Origin of the sequence: Rhodococcus sp. NPDC019647 (assembly GCF_044389235.1) — a bacterium.
Lineage (GTDB): Bacteria > Actinomycetota > Actinomycetes > Mycobacteriales > Mycobacteriaceae > Rhodococcus_F > Rhodococcus_F oxybenzonivorans.
Genome location: NZ_JBIRXS010000001.1, coordinates 839179 through 856024, shown reverse-complemented (window position 1 = coordinate 856024; position 16846 = coordinate 839179). Strand labels below are relative to the sequence as shown.

Genomic DNA, 16846 nt, shown 5'->3' with positions numbered 1-16846 from the left:
CGAGCCGACTAGTCGAGCTCGGTCACTTGCCCAGCGAGGCTGTGTCCGTGATGTTCGCCAATCGGACCTGACCCTTCGAGACCAGCCGATCGCTCTCGTCGGTGATCCGGACCTCCCACAATTGCTGGGTGCGGCCGCGGTGGATCGGGCTGGCCTCGGCGGTCAGCGTGCCGTCGCGTGTGGCGCGGAGAAAGTCGGTGTTGTTGTTGACCCCCACCACGTGTCCCCGACCGCCCAACCACATCATTCCGGCCGTGCTTGCCACCGATTCGACGACCGCGCAGTACACGCCGCCGTGCTGAATTCCGGCGGGCTGTTGCAGGTCCGGGGTGACCGTCCACTGGGCGCACACGCGATCCGGACCGAGTTCGGTGTACTCGAGACCGATCACGCCATCGAATCCCTTGCCCAATCGCTGAAGCATCGCGTCGGTGCCGATCTGACCGTCGCCGTTCGTGGCCTGCCGTTCGGGGGAACCCACCATCACACACTCCATTGGATCACTGGGCGCTGTCGCAGCGCATTCGTTTCTCCTGCCTACACGACGTCGGTGCGGGAGCGGGAAGCAGGTGGTCCGAAAACAGATCGGCGGGCCCCACACCCTTCGGTGTGAGGCCCGCCATGAGTGGACCGGGAGTCGCTGCAGCCCTCAGGACTCCGGTACGGTCCGGCAGTTCGGTTCGAGATGTTCGTGCTTGCCGACGTGGCCCCTTGACTATAGGCAAGGCTGCCCTAATTTCGCAACCGCTTCAGTGGATCCGTGTCAGCCGGGTCTTCCACCGGACCGGCGCACCGGCGGCCACGAAGGCGTCCAATATGCCCTGACCGCGGCGCTGAGCGGCCGACTCCCCCTCACCTGCGAGGATCGGCACGTATGTCGAGGTGCCGAGTACTGCTTCCCCGACCAGACCCCAGAAGCGGGAGGCGTCGATCGGCGTGCACCGCGCGATCGCGTCGAAAATCGCGTGTAGCGATGTGAGGCACCGGTGAACGGTCCAGACCAGGAGTGCTCGTTCACACGGCACTGTCACCGTGCCTCGGGTGCCGGCCCACGGATCGTCGGGCAGAACCCGCATCGTGTCGTCGGCGAGCCCCGCCCAATCGATGCCGCCGTCGCTGTCCATGTGAATCCACAAATTTTCGAGGCCCGGGTCCCAGGCGCGCCCTTCGAGGACGACGAGCGCGGTGACTCGCCCGACCACGGCGTGGATGAGCGAGGTGGCGACCTGCATCGCGGCGACGTCGGGGTATGGAACGTCTTCGAGGGAGCGGGCCCACATGCGCGGAACGCGGTCACCGTCCAGATCGTCTGCGAGCGACCACCACCGCCGTTTTCCCTCGTCGGCCATCGATGCGACGGCATACATCCGCGGATAGTCGGGATTCAGTGAGCGAAGGCGCGCGCAGGACGCGTCCAGAGCGGTCGCGGGGGCAGACAGGGTAGAAGTCACCGTGCACTCCAATCGGTCGGGGTGGAACCCTTCTCAACATAGGTGAGCCTAACCAAATTACAAGAGTTGCTTTCCTGTGATGTAGAGCACCCACTGCAGCGCGCCGGGAGTGGACATACCGCCCGGAGGGACATCAGAGATAGGGTTCCGTAACCTAAGTAGTTGAATCGGTGCAGATTCGGTTCCGGTGCACACACGTCAGGAGCTTTTCCCGCAGTGACGACCACGCGACAGTTCGGCAGCGACCTCCCGCACCTGCCGACCGACGAGGAGTACGGGAAGCGCGACATTCCGCGCGGTCCGGCTCCCCTGCCTCTGCGGGCACTCGCAGGATTCCTGGATGCGGTCGTGGTAGCCATTCCCCTGGTTCTCGGCTGGTACCTCGTCGATGCGCTCAGTGACAGCAACGGCGGCGGTCAGGCAGACCGGGTCGTCTTCGGTGGTGCAACCGTCGCAATCGCCGTCGGACTGTCGGTCTGGAACAAAGGGTTTCGGGAGGGCAACACCGGGCAGAGCTCGGGCAAGGGGTGGGTCGGTCTCGTGACCCGGGATGCGACGAGCCTCGGCGCGATCGGCCCGAAGCGCTCGTTGCGGCGCCTGGTTCAGCGGTCCGGTACCGAGGTGGTCCGCGACCGTACAGCGGACGACGAGGGATTCGTGGCCCGCGAGAAGGACGGGTCCGTCGCCGCGATCCGCCGCCGCCGGCTGATCGGACTGGGCGTCCTCGTGGTCTTGCTCGGGCTCGTGTTGCTCGCCAGCATCGCGGTCGGGGCGCGCCCCCTCTCGTTCACGGAGATCTTTTCCGCGCTGTTCGACGCGGACGGGTCGCAGGCGGACATCATCGTCCGTACGTTGCGTGGCCCCCGCACGATCCTCGGCCTCGTCGTCGGAATGGCACTGGGGGTTGCGGGTGCGCTGATCCAGGGTCACACCCGTAATCCCCTCGCGGACGCGGGCCTTCTCGGCCTCAACGCGGGCGCCGCGTTCCTGGTCGTCCTCTCGATGTACCTGTTCGGATTCAGCGCCCCGAGTGAGTACCTCTGGTTCGCCTTCGCCGGATCGTTCCTCGCGAGCGTGGTGGTGTTCGGCCTGTCATCGATCGGTAACGGAGCCGCCAGCCCGTTGAGCCTCGCCCTGGCCGGGGCCGCGGTCGCCTTCTTCCTGCAGGCGATGACCAACGCAATCATCATCGTCGACCAGGCCAGCCTCGACTCCTACCGGTTCTGGGTGGTCGGTTCCGTGGCCGGACGCGGATTCGATGTGCTCTGGCAAGTGCTGCCGTTCCTCGTGATCGGCCTGCTGCTGGCCCTCGCCAGCACCCCGGGCCTCAACGTGCTGAGCCTCGGCGAAGACGTGGCCCGCTCCCTCGGCACCAACATCGGCGCGAGCCGCGCCCTCGGCATCGTGGCGATCACCCTGCTGACCGGGGCGGCGACCGCAGCCTGCGGTCCGATCGCTTTCATCGGGCTCGTCGTTCCGCACGTGGCGCGCGCGATCACCGGCCCCGACTACCGCTGGCTGGTGCCCTACGCGGGACTCCTCGGCGGCGTGATGCTGGTGACCGCGGACGTCATCGGACGTGTTGTCGTGCGCCCCGGTGAACTCCAGGTCGGGATCGTCCTGGCCGTCTTCGGAGCCCCATTCTTCATTGCGTTGGTGCGGCGCAGAAAGCTGGCAAGCCTGTGACCGTCGACGACCAGACCCGCCCCGATCCGGTCACGCCGGAGAAGTCCCGCGTCCCGGCACGACCGCCTTTCCGGCTCGGACCGTTTTCCCTCGTCCTACGTCCCCTCGGCATTGCGGTGAACGTTGCGCTCCTCGCGGCGCTGTTCCTTGTGCTGTGCCTGAACATCGGCCGCGGCGACTACCCGCTGTCCATTCCCGAGGTCACCACGGTCCTCTTCGGCGGCGGCACCAAGGCGCAGAGCTTCATCGTCATGGATCTCCGACTGCCGCGGTCGCTGACCGGGGTGTTCATCGGCATGGCCCTCGGACTCGCCGGCGCGCTGACCCAGTCGATCGCCCGCAACGCCCTGGCCAGCCCCGACATTCTCGGGATCACCTCGGGTGCGAGTGCGGCCGCCGTCGCCCTCATCGTCCTCGGCGGAGGCGGCAGCTTCGTCGGGCTCCTCGCCACCCTCGGAATCCCGCTGGCCGCGTTGTGCGGTGCACTTCTGACCGCACTGACCATCTATCTCCTGGCGTGGCGCGGCGGAGTAGAGGGCTACCGGCTGATCCTCATCGGCATCGGCATCAACGCCATGCTCATCGCCGTCACCGGATGGCTTCTCATCTCCGCGGACATCAACGACGCCTCCCGCGCCCAGGTGTGGCTCAACGGGTCACTGAACGGTGCGTCGTGGAGTCAGGTGTGGCCGGTGATGGTCGCGGTCGTCCTCGTCGGCGGTTATGCGATCGGATCCTCGTTCACGATGGGTGCGCTGCGCCTCGGCGACGACAATGCCGTGTCCCTGGGCGTGCGACTGCAGTGGTCGCAGGCCCGGTTACTGCTCATGGCGGTGGCCCTCGCCGGAATCGCGACAGCGGCGGCCGGCCCGGTCGGGTTCGTCGCACTCGCCGCCCCGCAGGTGGCGCTGCGGTTGGTGCGGTCGGCCGGGCCACCCCTCATCGCGTCCGCGTTGACGGGTGCGGTGCTCGTGGTCGGTAGCGATGTGATCGCGCGGACGATCCTGCCGGTCGAGTTGCCGGTCGGTATCGTCACCTCGGCCCTCGGTGGGCCGTTCCTGCTCTACCTGTTGGTTCGCAACAATCGGAAGGTTTCGGCATGACCGTGCAGACCGACTCTCGGCTGAGTGCCGAGGACCTGAGCCTGGGATACGGCGACCGCATCATCGTCGAGAACCTGAATCTCGAGGTGAAGACCGGGGTGATCACCACCGTGATCGGCCCCAACGGGTGCGGAAAGTCCACCTTGTTGCGGGCGCTCGGCCGGCTCCTGAAACCTCGGTCCGGTTCGGTGGTCCTCGACGGCAAGGCGATCGGTTCGCTCCGCACCAAGGATGTCGCCCGCATCCTCGGGATGCTCCCCCAGGCGCCGATTGCGCCGGAGGGGCTCACCGTCGCCGACCTCGTGGCCCGCGGACGGCATCCGCATCAGTCGTGGATTCGGCAGTGGTCGTCCGACGACGAAGGCGAGGTCGCGGAGGCGCTTGCGTTGACCGGAGTCTCCGAACTGGCGGACCGCCCCGTCGACCAGTTGTCCGGTGGGCAACGCCAGCGCGCCTGGATTTCCATGGCGTTGGCGCAGGGCACCGACATTCTGCTGCTCGACGAGCCCACCACCTACCTGGATCTGGCGCATTCGATCGAGGTGCTCGACTTGGTGGACCGGATGCACGAGGAGATGGGCCGCACCGTCGTGATGGTGCTGCACGACCTCAACCTGGCGATCCGATACAGCGACCAGCTGATCGTGATGCGTGACGGCAAGGTCGTCGCCGCCGGCGCACCGAAGGACATCATCTCTGCCGAACTCCTCCTCGAGGTGTTCGGGCTCGAAGCCGCGGTGATCGGCGACCCCGTGTCCGACCGTCCGCTGGTGGTGCCGATCGGCACCCGCCACGTGTACGGCGCGGTGGGCGGCCCGGAGCGCGCGTAGTCAGCGCCCGGGTCGGCGACCACCGATCATCGTGCGCACCAACCGCACACCCTGCCCCAGAGACACGGTGGGCAGGTACGCCCGTCCGACGGCGTTTCCGATGCTCGGCAAGGCGGCCGGGTCCGCGAAGGTCATGTGCATCGCCACGTAGCGGGGCTGGAACTTCGACTTGAATGCCAGAAGCGATCGGAACCCGTACACCGGTTCGAGGGTGCGCCCGAGGAGATCGAGCACGCTGTCCATGACGGTGGACAGACTCGACGATTCGGCCTGTTCCGCGGCGTCCGCGTCGCGGTCGGGTTGTTCGACCTTCGCGAGTGGCGCGCCGGACAGGCTGAGGAATTCGGCTCCTTCCACTTCGAGTTTCAGCGCGGCAGACGCGATGAGGAACTCCATTGCCGGCCGGAATCCCTCGGAGCGGCGGCGCATGAAGTCGAGGGTCCAGCCCACCACCTTCCCCTCCCGGTACACCGGCAGCCACGAGGTGACCCCGTGCACGGTGCGGTCGCTGTCGACGGCGATCAGGCAGCGCACCTCGGGGTCGTCGACCTCGTCGAGGCCGCCGAGGGTGAATCCCATTTCGGGCATCCCCTTGTCGGCCACCCATTCTTCGGAGATCGCCGTGATTTGATCGGTGATCGACAACGGGGCGCTGGGGAAGCTGACCCATTCGGCGGTGATGCCCGACTTTTTCGCCTTGTTCAGGGCGGTGCGGATGTCCTGGAAACGTTTGCCCGTGAAGGCGATGGTGCCGAGGTCGAGCACCGTCTCCTCCGCGACTTGGATGCCACTCCAGCCGAGGTCGTCGGTGACGGCGCGCACGGCGGAGGTCACCGAGTAGAAGCAGGGAATCCACCCGTTGGCGGAGGCGAATTCGGCGAACCCGGTGACGGTGTCCCGTAGCCGTTCCGGGGGGCCGACCGGATCCCCCGTGGTCAATGCGACCCCGGCGATGACGCGGTACGCGACGTAGCTGGTGTCGTCGGGGGCGAACCAGTAGTTGTTTCCCCGCCACGTGGTCATCCAGGACAACGGACTGCCGCTCCCCGACTCCAGCAGGGCCCGCGCGCGGGCGGCGGCGTCCGAGTCCGCACCGAGCGCCGGGCGCAGGAAGGTGGCCGCCACCAGTCCGCACGCCGTCAGCCAGAACACCACCCCGGTCCATTCGTACAGCAGGGTCGCGGGAACGTTGACCGGTAGCAGGCGGGGGTCGAGCCACTGCAGATAGACGGGTGGAATCAGGCGCTCCGGGAAATTGGCGAGCAGGGTGGTGGCGGAGGGCCGATGATCGAAACCGTTCCGGGCCCACAGGCCGCCGAGGACGTAGAGGACGGCGAGCCCGACCGTCACCGCCGCCAGCGTGACCGCGAGGCGGCGGTAGGTTCCGGCGGGGGCGGTGACGTCGAAGAATCGCCGGGTGGCGAGGAGGACGATCAGGATCACCAACGGGGTCAGGAACGGCACCAGCGTTCGATACAGGTTGGGGTCCGCCAGCCCGTAGAACAGCGATTCCTCCTCGAACGAGCCGATGAACCGGACCGCGAAGTTGAGCAGGGACAGCACCAGCAGGACCACCTGCGCGACCACCGCCCCGACCCAGGCGAAGCGTCGGCCGCGCCGGAGTCCGTCGCTGAGGGTGAGCAAAAACAGCGACGGCATGAGACTGAGCAGTGTCGGCCCGACCCCGGACAGTCGCAGTTCCAGTAACCCGCGGCGGCATTCGGGGTCGGCGGCGTTCACCTCGCAGAGGTCGCGAACCTCGTTGGCGGTGTACGGAATTCCCCGGAACAGATCTCGCAGCACGGCCAGGGGTCCGACCGCTTCCGCCGAGAGCGCTGCGATCATCGGTCCGACGGCGCTGGCGGCCACCACGATGGCAACGAGCACCCGGCCCTCTCGCTGGGTGCCGGCGATCCGCTCGCCCCGCGCCGAGCGGCCGACGATCCAGGGTCCGGCCACCAGGCCCACGACAGCGGCGGCCAGCCGGACCACGTCCTGCAGGGATCCGCTGAACAGGGCCAACGTGATGGTGAAGGCGAGCACGCCGACCCGGATTCGACGGCGCCACAGGGTGCCCATGTCGGAACTCGCCACCATGGCCGCACCGATGATCCAGGTGCTGGGCCCGACCGCCATACCTACATGGAGCCGGAAACCCCAGTCCGCGTCCACAACCTTCGCGACGGCGGCGACCGCCAGCGCGAGCAGCCCACCGATCACTTGTGTCACCACTGCCGCCAAGGCGAACCGCGCCGAACCCATCCGGCGCTCCAACGGCGCCGCGGCCAGGAAGACGAGAACGGTGGTGGTCAGATAGGCGAGGATGTCGTCGCCCCACAGCCCCGCCGACAGCAGGGTCCAGACCCATCCGTGCTCGAACGCCCGGATGCCGAGGGCCACGTGCTGCGACAACGCGTGGGAGGGTCCGCCGATCACACTCGAGGTCGCGAACGCCACCAGCCAGATCGCAACCAGGAGGGCGATGCTGACCGGTGCGCCGGCCACGCCGAAGCGCACCCATTCCGCTACCCGACCCGGTGCCCCGCTGACTTTCGCCGCCGCACTGTCCCCAGTGACTGCATTGCCGTCGATACTCATCCGCCAGGTCCCCACTCTCCCGCGATGTCGAGAACGAAAGCCCGCCCGGCGACACAGCCGCCGAAGTCGACGGCCGGTGGCCGTCCACCGACCGTAAACCACCTGTTCGCGCTATGACCATTACCACACGACTTCGCGCGGTTTTACTACTACTAGTAGTACGCATCCGCGTCGTTGTATCCGTAGAATCGGACCATGGCTGGACTCGGCGAACTCGAACGCGCAGTGATGGATCACCTGTGGTCCACTTCGGAACCGCAGACGGTGCGGCAGGTGCACGAAGCTCTGGCAGAGCGTCGCGAACTCGCCTACACCACCGTCATGACCGTGCTGCAGCGACTGGCGAAGAAACACCTCGTCATCCAGCAGCGCGATGATCGCGCGCACCGGTACCTGCCCGTGCATCAGCGCGAAGAACTGGTCGCCAGCCTCATGGTCGACGCCCTGCAGCAGGCCGACAAGTCCGGCAGTCGGGCCGCAGCCCTCGTGCACTTCGTCGGCCAGGTCGGTGCGGACGAGGCGGACGCTCTCCGGGAGGCACTGGCTGCGCTCGAAGCCAAGGAACGGTCCGGCGACGGCAACGAGACGGGAACCGTTCGCGCCGTCTGACGTTCGTCATGCATGATGAGTGGGACATGGACGCCACCACCGCGCTGGTATTCGGCATACTCGCCCTTCTTCTCGCAGGACCGGTTCCTGCGTTGCTCAGCCGTGCCCGGTGGCCGCACCGGGCTCCGCGGGCAGCGCTCGTGCTGTGGCAGGCGATCGCCCTCGCCGCCGTCCTGTCCGCCTTCAGTTCCGGCCTCGCGATAGCCAGCCAGCTCCTCGTGCCCGGTCCGGACGGACGGCCCACCACCGCGCCGGTGGAAGAGATCGACGCGCTCGGCCTTCCCCTCTGGCTGCTGTACGTGGTGGTGTTCGCCCTCACCCTGCTGGTCGGCGCCAAGCTGATGTTCGCGGTGGTTCAGGTGGGGTTCCGCACCCGGCGCCGACGTGCCCGGCACCGCATGCTCGTCGATCTGCTGGACCGATGTGACTCGACGTCCCCGCTGGCCCGTACACCCGACCTGAGAATCCTCGACGTCACCGAACCCATCGCGTACTGCCTGCCCGGCCTGCGTCAGCGGGTCGTGTTGAGCCAGGGCACGTTCGCCAATCTCGACGACGCCGAGATCACCGCGATCCTCACCCACGAACGTTCGCATCTGCGCGCCCGCCACGACCTGGTCCTCGAAGCGTTCACCGCGGTCAACGCCGCGTTTCCCACCGTGGTCCGCAGCAAGTCCGCCCTCGGCTCCGTGCAGTTGCTCGTCGAGATGCTCGCCGATGATTCGGCGGTGCGTGCCACCGGGCCGACAGCCCTCGCTCGTGCGCTCGTCGCCTGCTCCGGCTCCACGGCGCCGAAGGGCGCGATGGCTGCGGGCGGTCCGAGCACGCTGCTGAGGGTGCAGCGACTCGCCTCCTCCGAATCGGCCGTGCCGGTCGCCATCGCCGCCTACACGGCGTCGGTGGCCATCCTGGTGGTTCCGACGGTCGCGGTGGCCGTTCCCTGGCTCACCGAACTGAGCCGCCTGTTCTCGGCGGCGTAGTCACTCACGTCACAACTCCGCCGGTTCGGTATCCGGGCGCCCGTCCCGTACACTGGTTCACGGTCGCCACTGCGGCCCATCAACACTGAAACGGCACACAGCCCAATTCCCCGCACTTCCGCGAATGGATTGACCAGGTGACATGTGCCCTGGCTCGTCCCTTTGTGCGTGCTGCATGACAGCCCCGCTCCGCGACGCGCCCTAATGCCCGGAGAGGTATCCCGCGTGACCAACGCTGTGCAAATGACCGCTGTCCCAGTGACTGCTGTCCCCATGACGTCTGCAGAAGACGTCAGCTCTGTTTCCGAGGAGAACACCACCGAGACGGTGACGTTCGCCGAGATCGGCCTTCCCGAATCCCTGGTGCAGGCTCTCCTCCGGAATTCCATCGCCACCCCGTCGCCCATTCAGGCCCTGGCCGTTCCGGACGCGCTCGCAGGCAAGAACGTCCTCGGCCGCGCACAGACCGGATCGGGTAAGACGCTGGCCTTCGGCCTGCCCATGCTCACCCGTCTCGCCCGCCACGAAGACCGGCCGGCGCCCAAGCGTCCCCGCGCCCTGGTTCTCGTTCCCACCCGCGAACTCGCCTTCCAGGTCGTGGATTCCCTCAACTCGTACGCGGGTGCGCTCGGTCTGACCGTGCGCCCGGCGGTCGGCGGCACCCCGTTCACCAAGCAGGTCGACCAGCTGCGCCGTGGCGTCGACATCCTCGTCGCCACCCCCGGGCGCCTCGGTGATCACATGCGTCAGGGCACCTGCGTCCTCGACTCCATCGAGATCACCGCGCTCGACGAGGCCGACCAGATGGCGGACATGGGCTTCCTGCCCGAGGTGCGTTCCATCCTCGGTGAGACCCCGGCCGACGGTCAGCGGCTGCTGTTCTCGGCCACCCTCGACCGTGAGGTGCAGTCGCTGGTCCGGCAGTTCCTGCCCGACCACGTGCAGCACTCCACCGAGGACGGGCGCGCCAGCGTCGACACGATGGCGCACTACGTCCTCCTGGTGGACCGCGGTCAGAAAGACAATGTTCTGGCGGAAATCGGTGCGCGCGAAGGCCGCACCATCATGTTCGCCCGCACCAAGCTCGGCTGCGAGGGCATCACCGACCGGTTGCGTGCGGTCGGGATCGCCGCGGAGTCGCTGCACGGCGGCAAGGCGCAGAACCAGCGGACCCGCGTCCTCGAGCGCTTCAAGAACGGCCGCACCCCTGTGCTCGTCGCGACGGACGTTGCGGCGCGCGGTATCCACGTCGACGGTATCGACCTGGTTGTCCACGTCGATCCGCCTGCCGATCACAAGGATTACCTGCACCGTGCCGGGCGCACCGCCCGCGCCGGTGAGAAGGGCACGGTCGTCGCGATCGTGCTCCCGAATCAGAAGCGCACCTTCCGGAAGCTGACGGGGATGGCCGGGGTCGACGCCACGGCAGTGCCCGTCGCGCCCGGATCCGAGGTCCTCACCACCATCACCGGCGCGAAGGTCCCCACCGGGCAACCGGTGAAGGATCCCGCCTTCCGCAGTGACCGTGGTGGCGACCGCCGCTTCGGCGACCGCGGACCCCGCCGTGAAAGTGGGTTCGGCGGCCGAGACGGTGGCTACCGCGGAAACCGCAGCTCCTCCGAGGGACGCGGTGACCGCCCGTCCGGCGGCCGCAGCTTCGGTGACCGCCCGTCCGGTGGCCGCAGCTTCGACGACCGCGGACCCCGCCGGGACCAGTCGGACACCCGCTCCGGTGGTTACCGGGGCGACCGCCCCCAGCGCGACGGCGACAACCGTGGTGGCGACAACCGGAGCAGCGGCTACCGCGGTGACCGGGACAACCGCACGTTCGGCGACCGGGCCCCGCGCAGGGACTTCGGGGACAGCGCGCCGCGCCGCGAGTACGGCGGCAGCAGCAGTGGCGCACCGCGCCGCGACTACGGCGACCGCGGCGAGAGCCATCGCGGCACCGGTGAGCGGAGCTTCGACCGCAGCGCACCCCGCCGCGACTTCGCGGACCGCGACAACCGTGGTGGCGGATTCCGCCGGGACGATCGCCGTCCCGACCCCCGCGCAGGGCGCGAAACCGAACGCGCGGCCTCACCGGACCGGCGTCCCGCCGCAACCGGTGGTGGTTTCCGTAGCCGCACCGACCGCCGCTCGTACGACGGTTTCGACGGACCACGGCGCGAACAGCGCAGCTGAGCGGTGCGTGCAGGACACAACTGAACATCGATATCGTTGACACGAGGCCGGCCCGCGCGAATGCGTGGGCCGGCCTTCGTATGTGTGTCTGGGACGGCTCATTCGTCATACGCCGATTTCACAACCGCCGGGCGAGAGGGAATGCTGTATTCATGACTATCACCAACGAGGGCGCCCGCGCCCAGATCGGCGTGACGGGACTGGCCGTCATGGGCTCGAACATCGCCCGCAACCTCGCCCGGCACGGGCACACCGTGGCTCTGCACAACCGCAGCATCGCCAAGACCGATGCGCTCATCGCGGAGCACGGCGGCGACGGCGACTTCGTCCGCACCGAAACGGTCGAGGACTTCGTGGCAGCGCTGCAGAAGCCGCGCCGCGTGCTGATCATGGTCAAGGCCGGCGACCCCACCGACGCGGTCATCGAGGAGCTCGCTGCGGCGATGGAGCCGGGTGACATCATCATCGACGGTGGCAACGCCCTGTACACGGACACCATTCGGCGGGAGGCGTCGCTGCGCGAGCGCGGCCTGCATTTCGTCGGCGCCGGCATCTCCGGCGGTGAAGAGGGGGCGCTGAACGGCCCGTCGATCATGCCGGGCGGCCCCAAGGAGTCGTACGAGGCTCTGGGACCGCTGCTCGAATCGATTGCCGCGCAGGTCGACGGGACCCCGTGCTGCACCCACATCGGCCCCGACGGCTCCGGGCACTTCGTGAAGATGGTCCACAACGGCATCGAGTACGCCGACATGCAGCTGATCGGTGAGGCGTACAACCTTTTCCGTGACGCACTCGGGTACGACGCCGACAAGATCGCCGAGGTGTTCACCGAGTGGAACTCCGGCGATCTCGAAAGCTATCTGGTGGAGATCACCGCCGAGGTGCTGAAGCAGAAGGACGCGAAGACGGGCAAGGCCCTCGTCGACGTGATCGTCGACGCCGCCGAGCAGAAGGGCACCGGCCGCTGGACCGTCAAGTCCGCTCTCGACCTCGGTGTGCCCGTCACCGGGATCGCCGAGGCCGTGTTCGCGCGAGCCTTGTCCGGCTCCCGGGAGCAGCGCAAGGCCGCTGTCGGTCTGGCGTCCGGTCAGCTCGCCGACAAGCCCGCCGACGCCGCTCAGTTCACCGAGGACATCCGCCAGGCGCTGTACGCGTCGAAGGTGGTGGCCTACGCGCAGGGCTTCGACCAGATCGCCGCGGGCAGCGCCGAATACGACTGGGACCTGCACCCCGCCGATCTGGCCACCATCTGGCGCGGCGGCTGCATCATCCGGGCACGTTTCCTCAACCGCATCAAGGACGCGTACGACGAGAACCCGGCGCTGCCGAGCCTGATCCTCGCGCCTTATTTCCGGGACGCCATCGAGACCGCTATCGACAGCTGGCGTCGGGTGGTGTCCACCGCGACCCTGCTCGGTATCCCGGTCCCGGCGTTCGCCTCGTCGCTGTCCTATTACGACGCCCTGCGCGCGGAGCGGTTGCCCGCGGCGCTGACGCAGGGGCAGCGTGACTTCTTCGGTGCCCACACCTACGAGCGGACCGACGCCGAAGGTAAGTTCCACACGCTGTGGAGCGGTGACCGCAGCGAAGTGCAGGCCTGACATTCCTCCGCCTCGGCCGTGACGCAGTGCGCTGACGTCGCGGTCGAGGCGTCGGGCGTGCCTTCTCGCAGGCGGTAGCCTTCTGGGCATGCCCGAACACGAGAACACCTCCGCACCGGTGGGTGAGACGTTCCTCGGACTCGGTGTGCCCGCGGTCATGACCCATGCCCTCGACCGCAGCGGCATTCGCGCGCCGTTCCCCATCCAGGCTGCCACCATTCCCGACGCCCTCGCCGGCAAGGATGTGCTGGGCCGCGCCCCCACCGGGTCCGGCAAAACGCTCGCGTTCGGGTTGCCCATGCTGGTGCGCCTCGCGGGTGCGGCCAGTCGCCGCGGATTCCCCCGCGGGATCGTCCTCGTTCCCACCCGTGAACTGGCATTGCAGATCGAACGGGCGCTCGACGAACCGGCACTGTCGATGGGACTGCGGGTGGCCACGGTGGTCGGCGGCATCCCGATCAAGCGCCAGGTGGAGGTGTTGTCGCGGGGAGTCGATCTTCTGGTCGCGACACCCGGGCGCCTCGCCGACCATCTCGGTCAGGGTTCGGTCTCCCTCGACGACGTTGCCGTGGTGACGGTCGACGAGGCCGACCACATGGCCGAGATGGGTTTCCTCCCCCAGGTCGTGCGGATCCTGGACGAAACACCTCCGGGAGGGCAGCGACTTCTGTTCTCCGCCACCCTCGACGGTGAGGTGGACAGCCTCGTCCGGCGCTACCTGCGCGACCCGGTCACCCATTCGACGGCGCCCGCCTCGGCCGCGGTGATGACGATGGTCCATCACCTTCTCTACGTCGACCGGGACGACAAATATTCGGTGGTCGCACATATCGGTGCGCGGTCGGGGCGCACTCTGATGTTCGTGCGCACCAAGCACGGGGTGGACCGGGTGGCGAAGGAATTGCATGCCGCCGGCATCTCGGCGGGCGCCTTGCACGGCGGCAAGACCCAGAACCACCGCACCCACACCCTCGCATCGTTCGCGGACGGAACGACCCCGGTGCTGGTGGCCACGGATGTCGCGGCCCGCGGCATCCACGTCGACGACATCTCCCTGGTGGTCCACGTCGACCCGCCCGCCGAACCGAAGGCCTACCTGCACCGCGCCGGGCGGACCGCGCGGGCCGGTGAGGCCGGGGTGGTGGTCACCCTCGTGACGGAGGACGAACGCGCCGCCGTCGAGCAGATGACGCGCACGGCGGGGGTCGATGTGGCGGGTGTGCAGGTGCGCCCCGGCGACCGGCTGTTGACGGAACTCACCGGCGCCCGCCGCCCCAGCGGTAAACCGGTGCCCGCACCGGACACCCGGGCACCCGCCCAGGACACCCCGAAGAAGGGTCGCCGGGCCGCCGATACCGGCGATCGCCCGTCCCGGCGCGGCCGCGTCGGTGAGGTGCCGGCCCGAGCCGGACGTCGGCGTGGGCGCAATCCCGGACATGGCTCAACTCCGCACGGACACCGCAGTCGCGGAGCACACTGAGAGGCATGTCCCTGCCGCTCGCGTCGGTCCTGTGCGCATTGGTCGCGGCCCTGCTCTTCGCGTGTGCCTCGGTCGCGCAGCAGAGCGCCGCGTCCGCGGTCCCCGAGGATGCGGGCCTGATGACGTCGCTGGTGCGCAGCCCCCGGTGGTGGGCCGGTGTCGCCGGTGACGGTGGCGGCTACATCATGCAGGCCGTCGCCTTGGCGCTCGGGTCGGTGCTCGTCGTGCAACCTCTCCTCGTCACCGCCCTGCTGTTCGCGCTCCCCCTGTCGGCGAAATTCTCGGGCTACCGGCTCAACCGGACCACCTGGGTTCTGGCCGTCGCCCTGGCCGCCGCTCTCGCACTGTTTCTCGTCGTCGGTAATCCCACCGAGGGAAACATCGACGCCCCGTTCCGGGAATGGGTCATTCCCCTGGCGATCGTCGTGTCGGTGGTGGCCGTCGCCGCGGTCGCCGGGATGACGAAGATCGACCCGGGGTGGCGGGCCCTCCTCCTCGGCGCCGCCAGCGGCATCCTCTACGGTGTCGCGGTCGCGTTCACCAAGTATGTGGTGGAACTCGTTCCCCGCGGACTGTGGACGGTCCTGAGCAGCTGGCAGACGTGGTCACTGGTCGCCGCCGGGCTCGTAGGGGTGTACCTGCAGCAACGCGCGTTCCAGGTGGGCCCGCTGTCGGCGTCCCTGCCGGCGCTGACCATCGCCGAACCCCTCGCGGCCGTCTTCCTCGGCATGACGGTCCTCGACGAACGCCTGCGCGTCGACGGGCCCGGACTGATCGTGGTCGGGTGCGCGGTCGCGGTGATGCTGATCGCCACAATCGGGCTGTCCCGGTCGCAGGCGCAGCGCACGGCAGGCACCGCCGCAACTTCCCCGGTATCGTCGTGAGACGTGCAGTTTCTCGACGGGCAACGCCCTCCCTATGACCTGACGTACGACGACGTGTTCCTGGTGCCCAGCCGCACCGAGGTCACCTCCCGGTTCGACGTCGACCTGTCCACCTCGGACGGCACCGGGACCACCATTCCGATCGTCGTGGCCAACATGACCGCCGTCTCCGGCCGCCGCATGGCCGAAACGGTGGCGCGCCGGGGCGGTCTCGTCGTACTTCCGCAGGACCTTCCGATCCCGGCGGTCGCGGAAACCGTGTCGTTCGTGAAGAGCCGGCATCTGGTGGCGGACACCCCCGTCACGCTCGGTCCGGATGCCGCCGTGTCCGACGCCCTCGCGCTGCTTCCCAAACGGGCCCACGGCGCGGTCGTCGTCGTCGACACCAACCGGCCCGTCGGCGTGGTCACCGAGGCAGCCTGCTCGGACGTCGACCGATTCGCCCGACTGCGGTCCGTGGCGCTCACCGACTTCGTCACGGCCCCGGTCACCGCCACCCCGCGCGAGGTGTTCGAACTGCTCGAGGGCCGGCACGATTCGCTCGCCGTGATCGTCAACCCCGACGGCACCCTGGCCGGGGTCCTCACCCGCACCGGCACGATCCGGGCCGGCATCTACCAGCCCGCGGTCGACGAGGCCGGGCAGCTGCGCATCGCCGCCGCCGTCGGCGTCAACGGAGACGTCGCCGCGAAGGCCCGCGCGCTCGTCGACGCCGGCGCCGACCTCCTCGTCGTCGACACGGCGCACGGTCACCAGCAGAAAATGATCGACGCGCTCGGCGCCCTGAAGAAGGCCGACCTCGGTGTGCCGCTCGTGGCGGGCAACGTCGTCTCCGCGGCCGGAACCCGTGATCTGATCGACGCGGGCGCGGACATCGTCAAGGTCGGTGTCGGACCGGGCGCCATGTGCACCACCCGGATGATGACCGGGGTGGGCCGCCCCCAGTTCTCGGCCGTCGCGGAATGCGCCGCCCAGGCCCGGGCGCTGGGTGCGCACGTCTGGGCGGACGGAGGCGTCCGTCACCCCCGTGACGTGGCGCTTGCGCTCGCCGCGGGCGCGTCGAACGTCATGATCGGGTCCTGGTTCGCCGGCACCTACGAGTCCCCCGGCGACCTGCACGTCGACCAGGCCGGCAACGCGTACAAGGAAAGCTTCGGGATGGCATCCAAGCGTGCTGTCGCCGCGCGCACCGCCACCGACACCGCCTTCGACCGTGCCCGGAAAGGACTGTTCGAGGAGGGTATCTCCAGTTCCCGGATGCGGTTGGACCCGGAACGCCCCGGAGTCGAGGACCTGATCGACCACATCTGCTCCGGGGTGCGCAGCACCTGCACCTACGCCGGCGCCCGCACCCTCGAGGAACTGCATGCCCAGGCGGTGCTCGGGGTGCAGTCGGCGGCCGGATTCGCCGAGGGCCGCCCCCTTCCGGCCGGTTGGTGA

13 protein-coding genes are annotated in these 16846 nt (G+C 68.6%); 10 read left to right on the top strand and 3 right to left on the bottom strand.

Going from position 1 to position 16846, the window contains the following annotated elements; genetic code table 11:
* Nucleotides 1–22: 22 nt before the first annotated feature.
* Both ACH49N_RS04115 and ACH49N_RS04110 read right to left on the bottom strand, forming a co-directional pair.
* Complete coding sequence (locus ACH49N_RS04115) at nt 23–484, bottom strand: PaaI family thioesterase (protein ID WP_159922476.1); 462 nt, start codon at nt 482–484, stop codon at nt 23–25.
* Nucleotides 485–749: 265 nt separating this feature from the next.
* Nucleotides 750–1463, bottom strand: a complete 714-nt coding sequence (locus tag ACH49N_RS04110) for a hypothetical protein (protein WP_397504401.1) — start codon at nt 1461–1463, stop codon at nt 750–752.
* 204 nt (nt 1464–1667) lie between these two features.
* Between ACH49N_RS04110 and ACH49N_RS04105 the strand changes: the two genes are divergently transcribed.
* Genes ACH49N_RS04105 through ACH49N_RS04095 form a run of 3 tightly spaced genes read left to right on the top strand, consistent with a single transcriptional unit; the run spans nt 1668 to nt 5070 of the window.
* Nucleotides 1668–3137 (top strand): iron ABC transporter permease, encoded by a 1470-nt coding sequence (locus tag ACH49N_RS04105; RefSeq protein ID WP_358274069.1) that lies wholly within the window; start codon nt 1668–1670, stop codon nt 3135–3137.
* Nucleotides 3134–4240 carry an iron chelate uptake ABC transporter family permease subunit gene (locus ACH49N_RS04100; protein WP_358274067.1) on the top strand — a complete coding sequence of 369 codons (1107 nt, stop codon included), beginning with the start codon at nt 3134–3136 and terminating at the stop codon, nt 4238–4240. Before ACH49N_RS04105 ends, ACH49N_RS04100 begins: the two co-directional genes overlap by 4 nt.
* Entirely contained in the window at nt 4237–5070 is an 834-nt protein-coding gene (locus tag ACH49N_RS04095) for an ABC transporter ATP-binding protein (protein ID WP_109330083.1), read from the top strand. The genes ACH49N_RS04100 and ACH49N_RS04095 overlap by 4 nt, the downstream gene beginning before the upstream one ends.
* On the opposite strand, the gene ACH49N_RS04090 is transcribed toward ACH49N_RS04095, so the two are convergent.
* Nucleotides 5071–7668 carry a DUF2156 domain-containing protein gene (locus tag ACH49N_RS04090; RefSeq protein ID WP_358274065.1) on the bottom strand — a complete coding sequence of 866 codons (2598 nt, stop codon included), beginning with the start codon at nt 7666–7668 and terminating at the stop codon, nt 5071–5073.
* Between the two features lie 195 nt (nt 7669–7863).
* On the opposite strand from ACH49N_RS04090, the gene ACH49N_RS04085 reads away from it, so the two are divergent.
* The 7 genes from ACH49N_RS04085 (at nt 7864) to ACH49N_RS04055 (ending at nt 16846) form a co-directional block, all read left to right on the top strand.
* Entirely contained in the window at nt 7864–8277 is a 414-nt protein-coding gene (locus ACH49N_RS04085; RefSeq protein WP_109330087.1) for a BlaI/MecI/CopY family transcriptional regulator, read from the top strand.
* A gap of 26 nt (nt 8278–8303) precedes the next feature.
* Nucleotides 8304–9257 (top strand): M56 family metallopeptidase, encoded by a 954-nt coding sequence (locus tag ACH49N_RS04080; protein WP_109335106.1) that lies wholly within the window; start codon nt 8304–8306, stop codon nt 9255–9257.
* A 273-nt stretch (nt 9258–9530) separates the two neighbouring features.
* Nucleotides 9531–11441, top strand: a complete 1911-nt coding sequence (locus tag ACH49N_RS04075) for a DEAD/DEAH box helicase (protein ID WP_358274172.1) — start codon at nt 9531–9533, stop codon at nt 11439–11441.
* Between the two features lie 152 nt (nt 11442–11593).
* On the top strand, nt 11594–13042 hold the full coding sequence (gene gndA / locus ACH49N_RS04070; protein ID WP_358274062.1) for an NADP-dependent phosphogluconate dehydrogenase: 1449 nt from the start codon (nt 11594–11596) through the stop codon (nt 13040–13042).
* Between the two features lie 88 nt (nt 13043–13130).
* A complete protein-coding gene (locus ACH49N_RS04065; RefSeq protein WP_358274060.1) occupies nt 13131–14522 on the top strand; it encodes a DEAD/DEAH box helicase in 1392 nt (463 codons plus the stop codon).
* A gap of 5 nt (nt 14523–14527) precedes the next feature.
* Nucleotides 14528–15406 carry a DMT family transporter gene (locus ACH49N_RS04060; RefSeq protein WP_159922492.1) on the top strand — a complete coding sequence of 293 codons (879 nt, stop codon included), beginning with the start codon at nt 14528–14530 and terminating at the stop codon, nt 15404–15406.
* Between the two features lie 3 nt (nt 15407–15409).
* Nucleotides 15410–16846: a GuaB1 family IMP dehydrogenase-related protein gene (locus tag ACH49N_RS04055; protein WP_159922494.1), complete on the top strand. Its 1437-nt coding sequence runs from the start codon at nt 15410–15412 to the stop codon at nt 16844–16846.

Bases quoted from the DNA above. Each gene is read 5' to 3' on its own strand.
- gndA (WP_358274062.1), top strand. From the start codon at position 11,594: ATGACTATCACCAACGAGGGCGCCCGCGCCCAGATCGGCGTGACGGGA.
- ACH49N_RS04090 (WP_358274065.1), bottom strand. From the start codon at position 7,668: ATGAGTATCGACGGCAATGCAGTCACTGGGGACAGTGCGGCGGCGAAA.
- ACH49N_RS04075 (WP_358274172.1), top strand. From the start codon at position 9,531: ATGACGTCTGCAGAAGACGTCAGCTCTGTTTCCGAGGAGAACACCACC.
- ACH49N_RS04065 (WP_358274060.1), top strand. From the start codon at position 13,131: ATGCCCGAACACGAGAACACCTCCGCACCGGTGGGTGAGACGTTCCTC.
- ACH49N_RS04060 (WP_159922492.1), top strand. From the start codon at position 14,528: ATGTCCCTGCCGCTCGCGTCGGTCCTGTGCGCATTGGTCGCGGCCCTG.
- ACH49N_RS04115 (WP_159922476.1), bottom strand. From the start codon at position 484: ATGGTGGGTTCCCCCGAACGGCAGGCCACGAACGGCGACGGTCAGATC.
- ACH49N_RS04095 (WP_109330083.1), top strand. From the start codon at position 4,237: ATGACCGTGCAGACCGACTCTCGGCTGAGTGCCGAGGACCTGAGCCTG.
- ACH49N_RS04080 (WP_109335106.1), top strand. From the start codon at position 8,304: ATGGACGCCACCACCGCGCTGGTATTCGGCATACTCGCCCTTCTTCTC.
- ACH49N_RS04085 (WP_109330087.1), top strand. From the start codon at position 7,864: ATGGCTGGACTCGGCGAACTCGAACGCGCAGTGATGGATCACCTGTGG.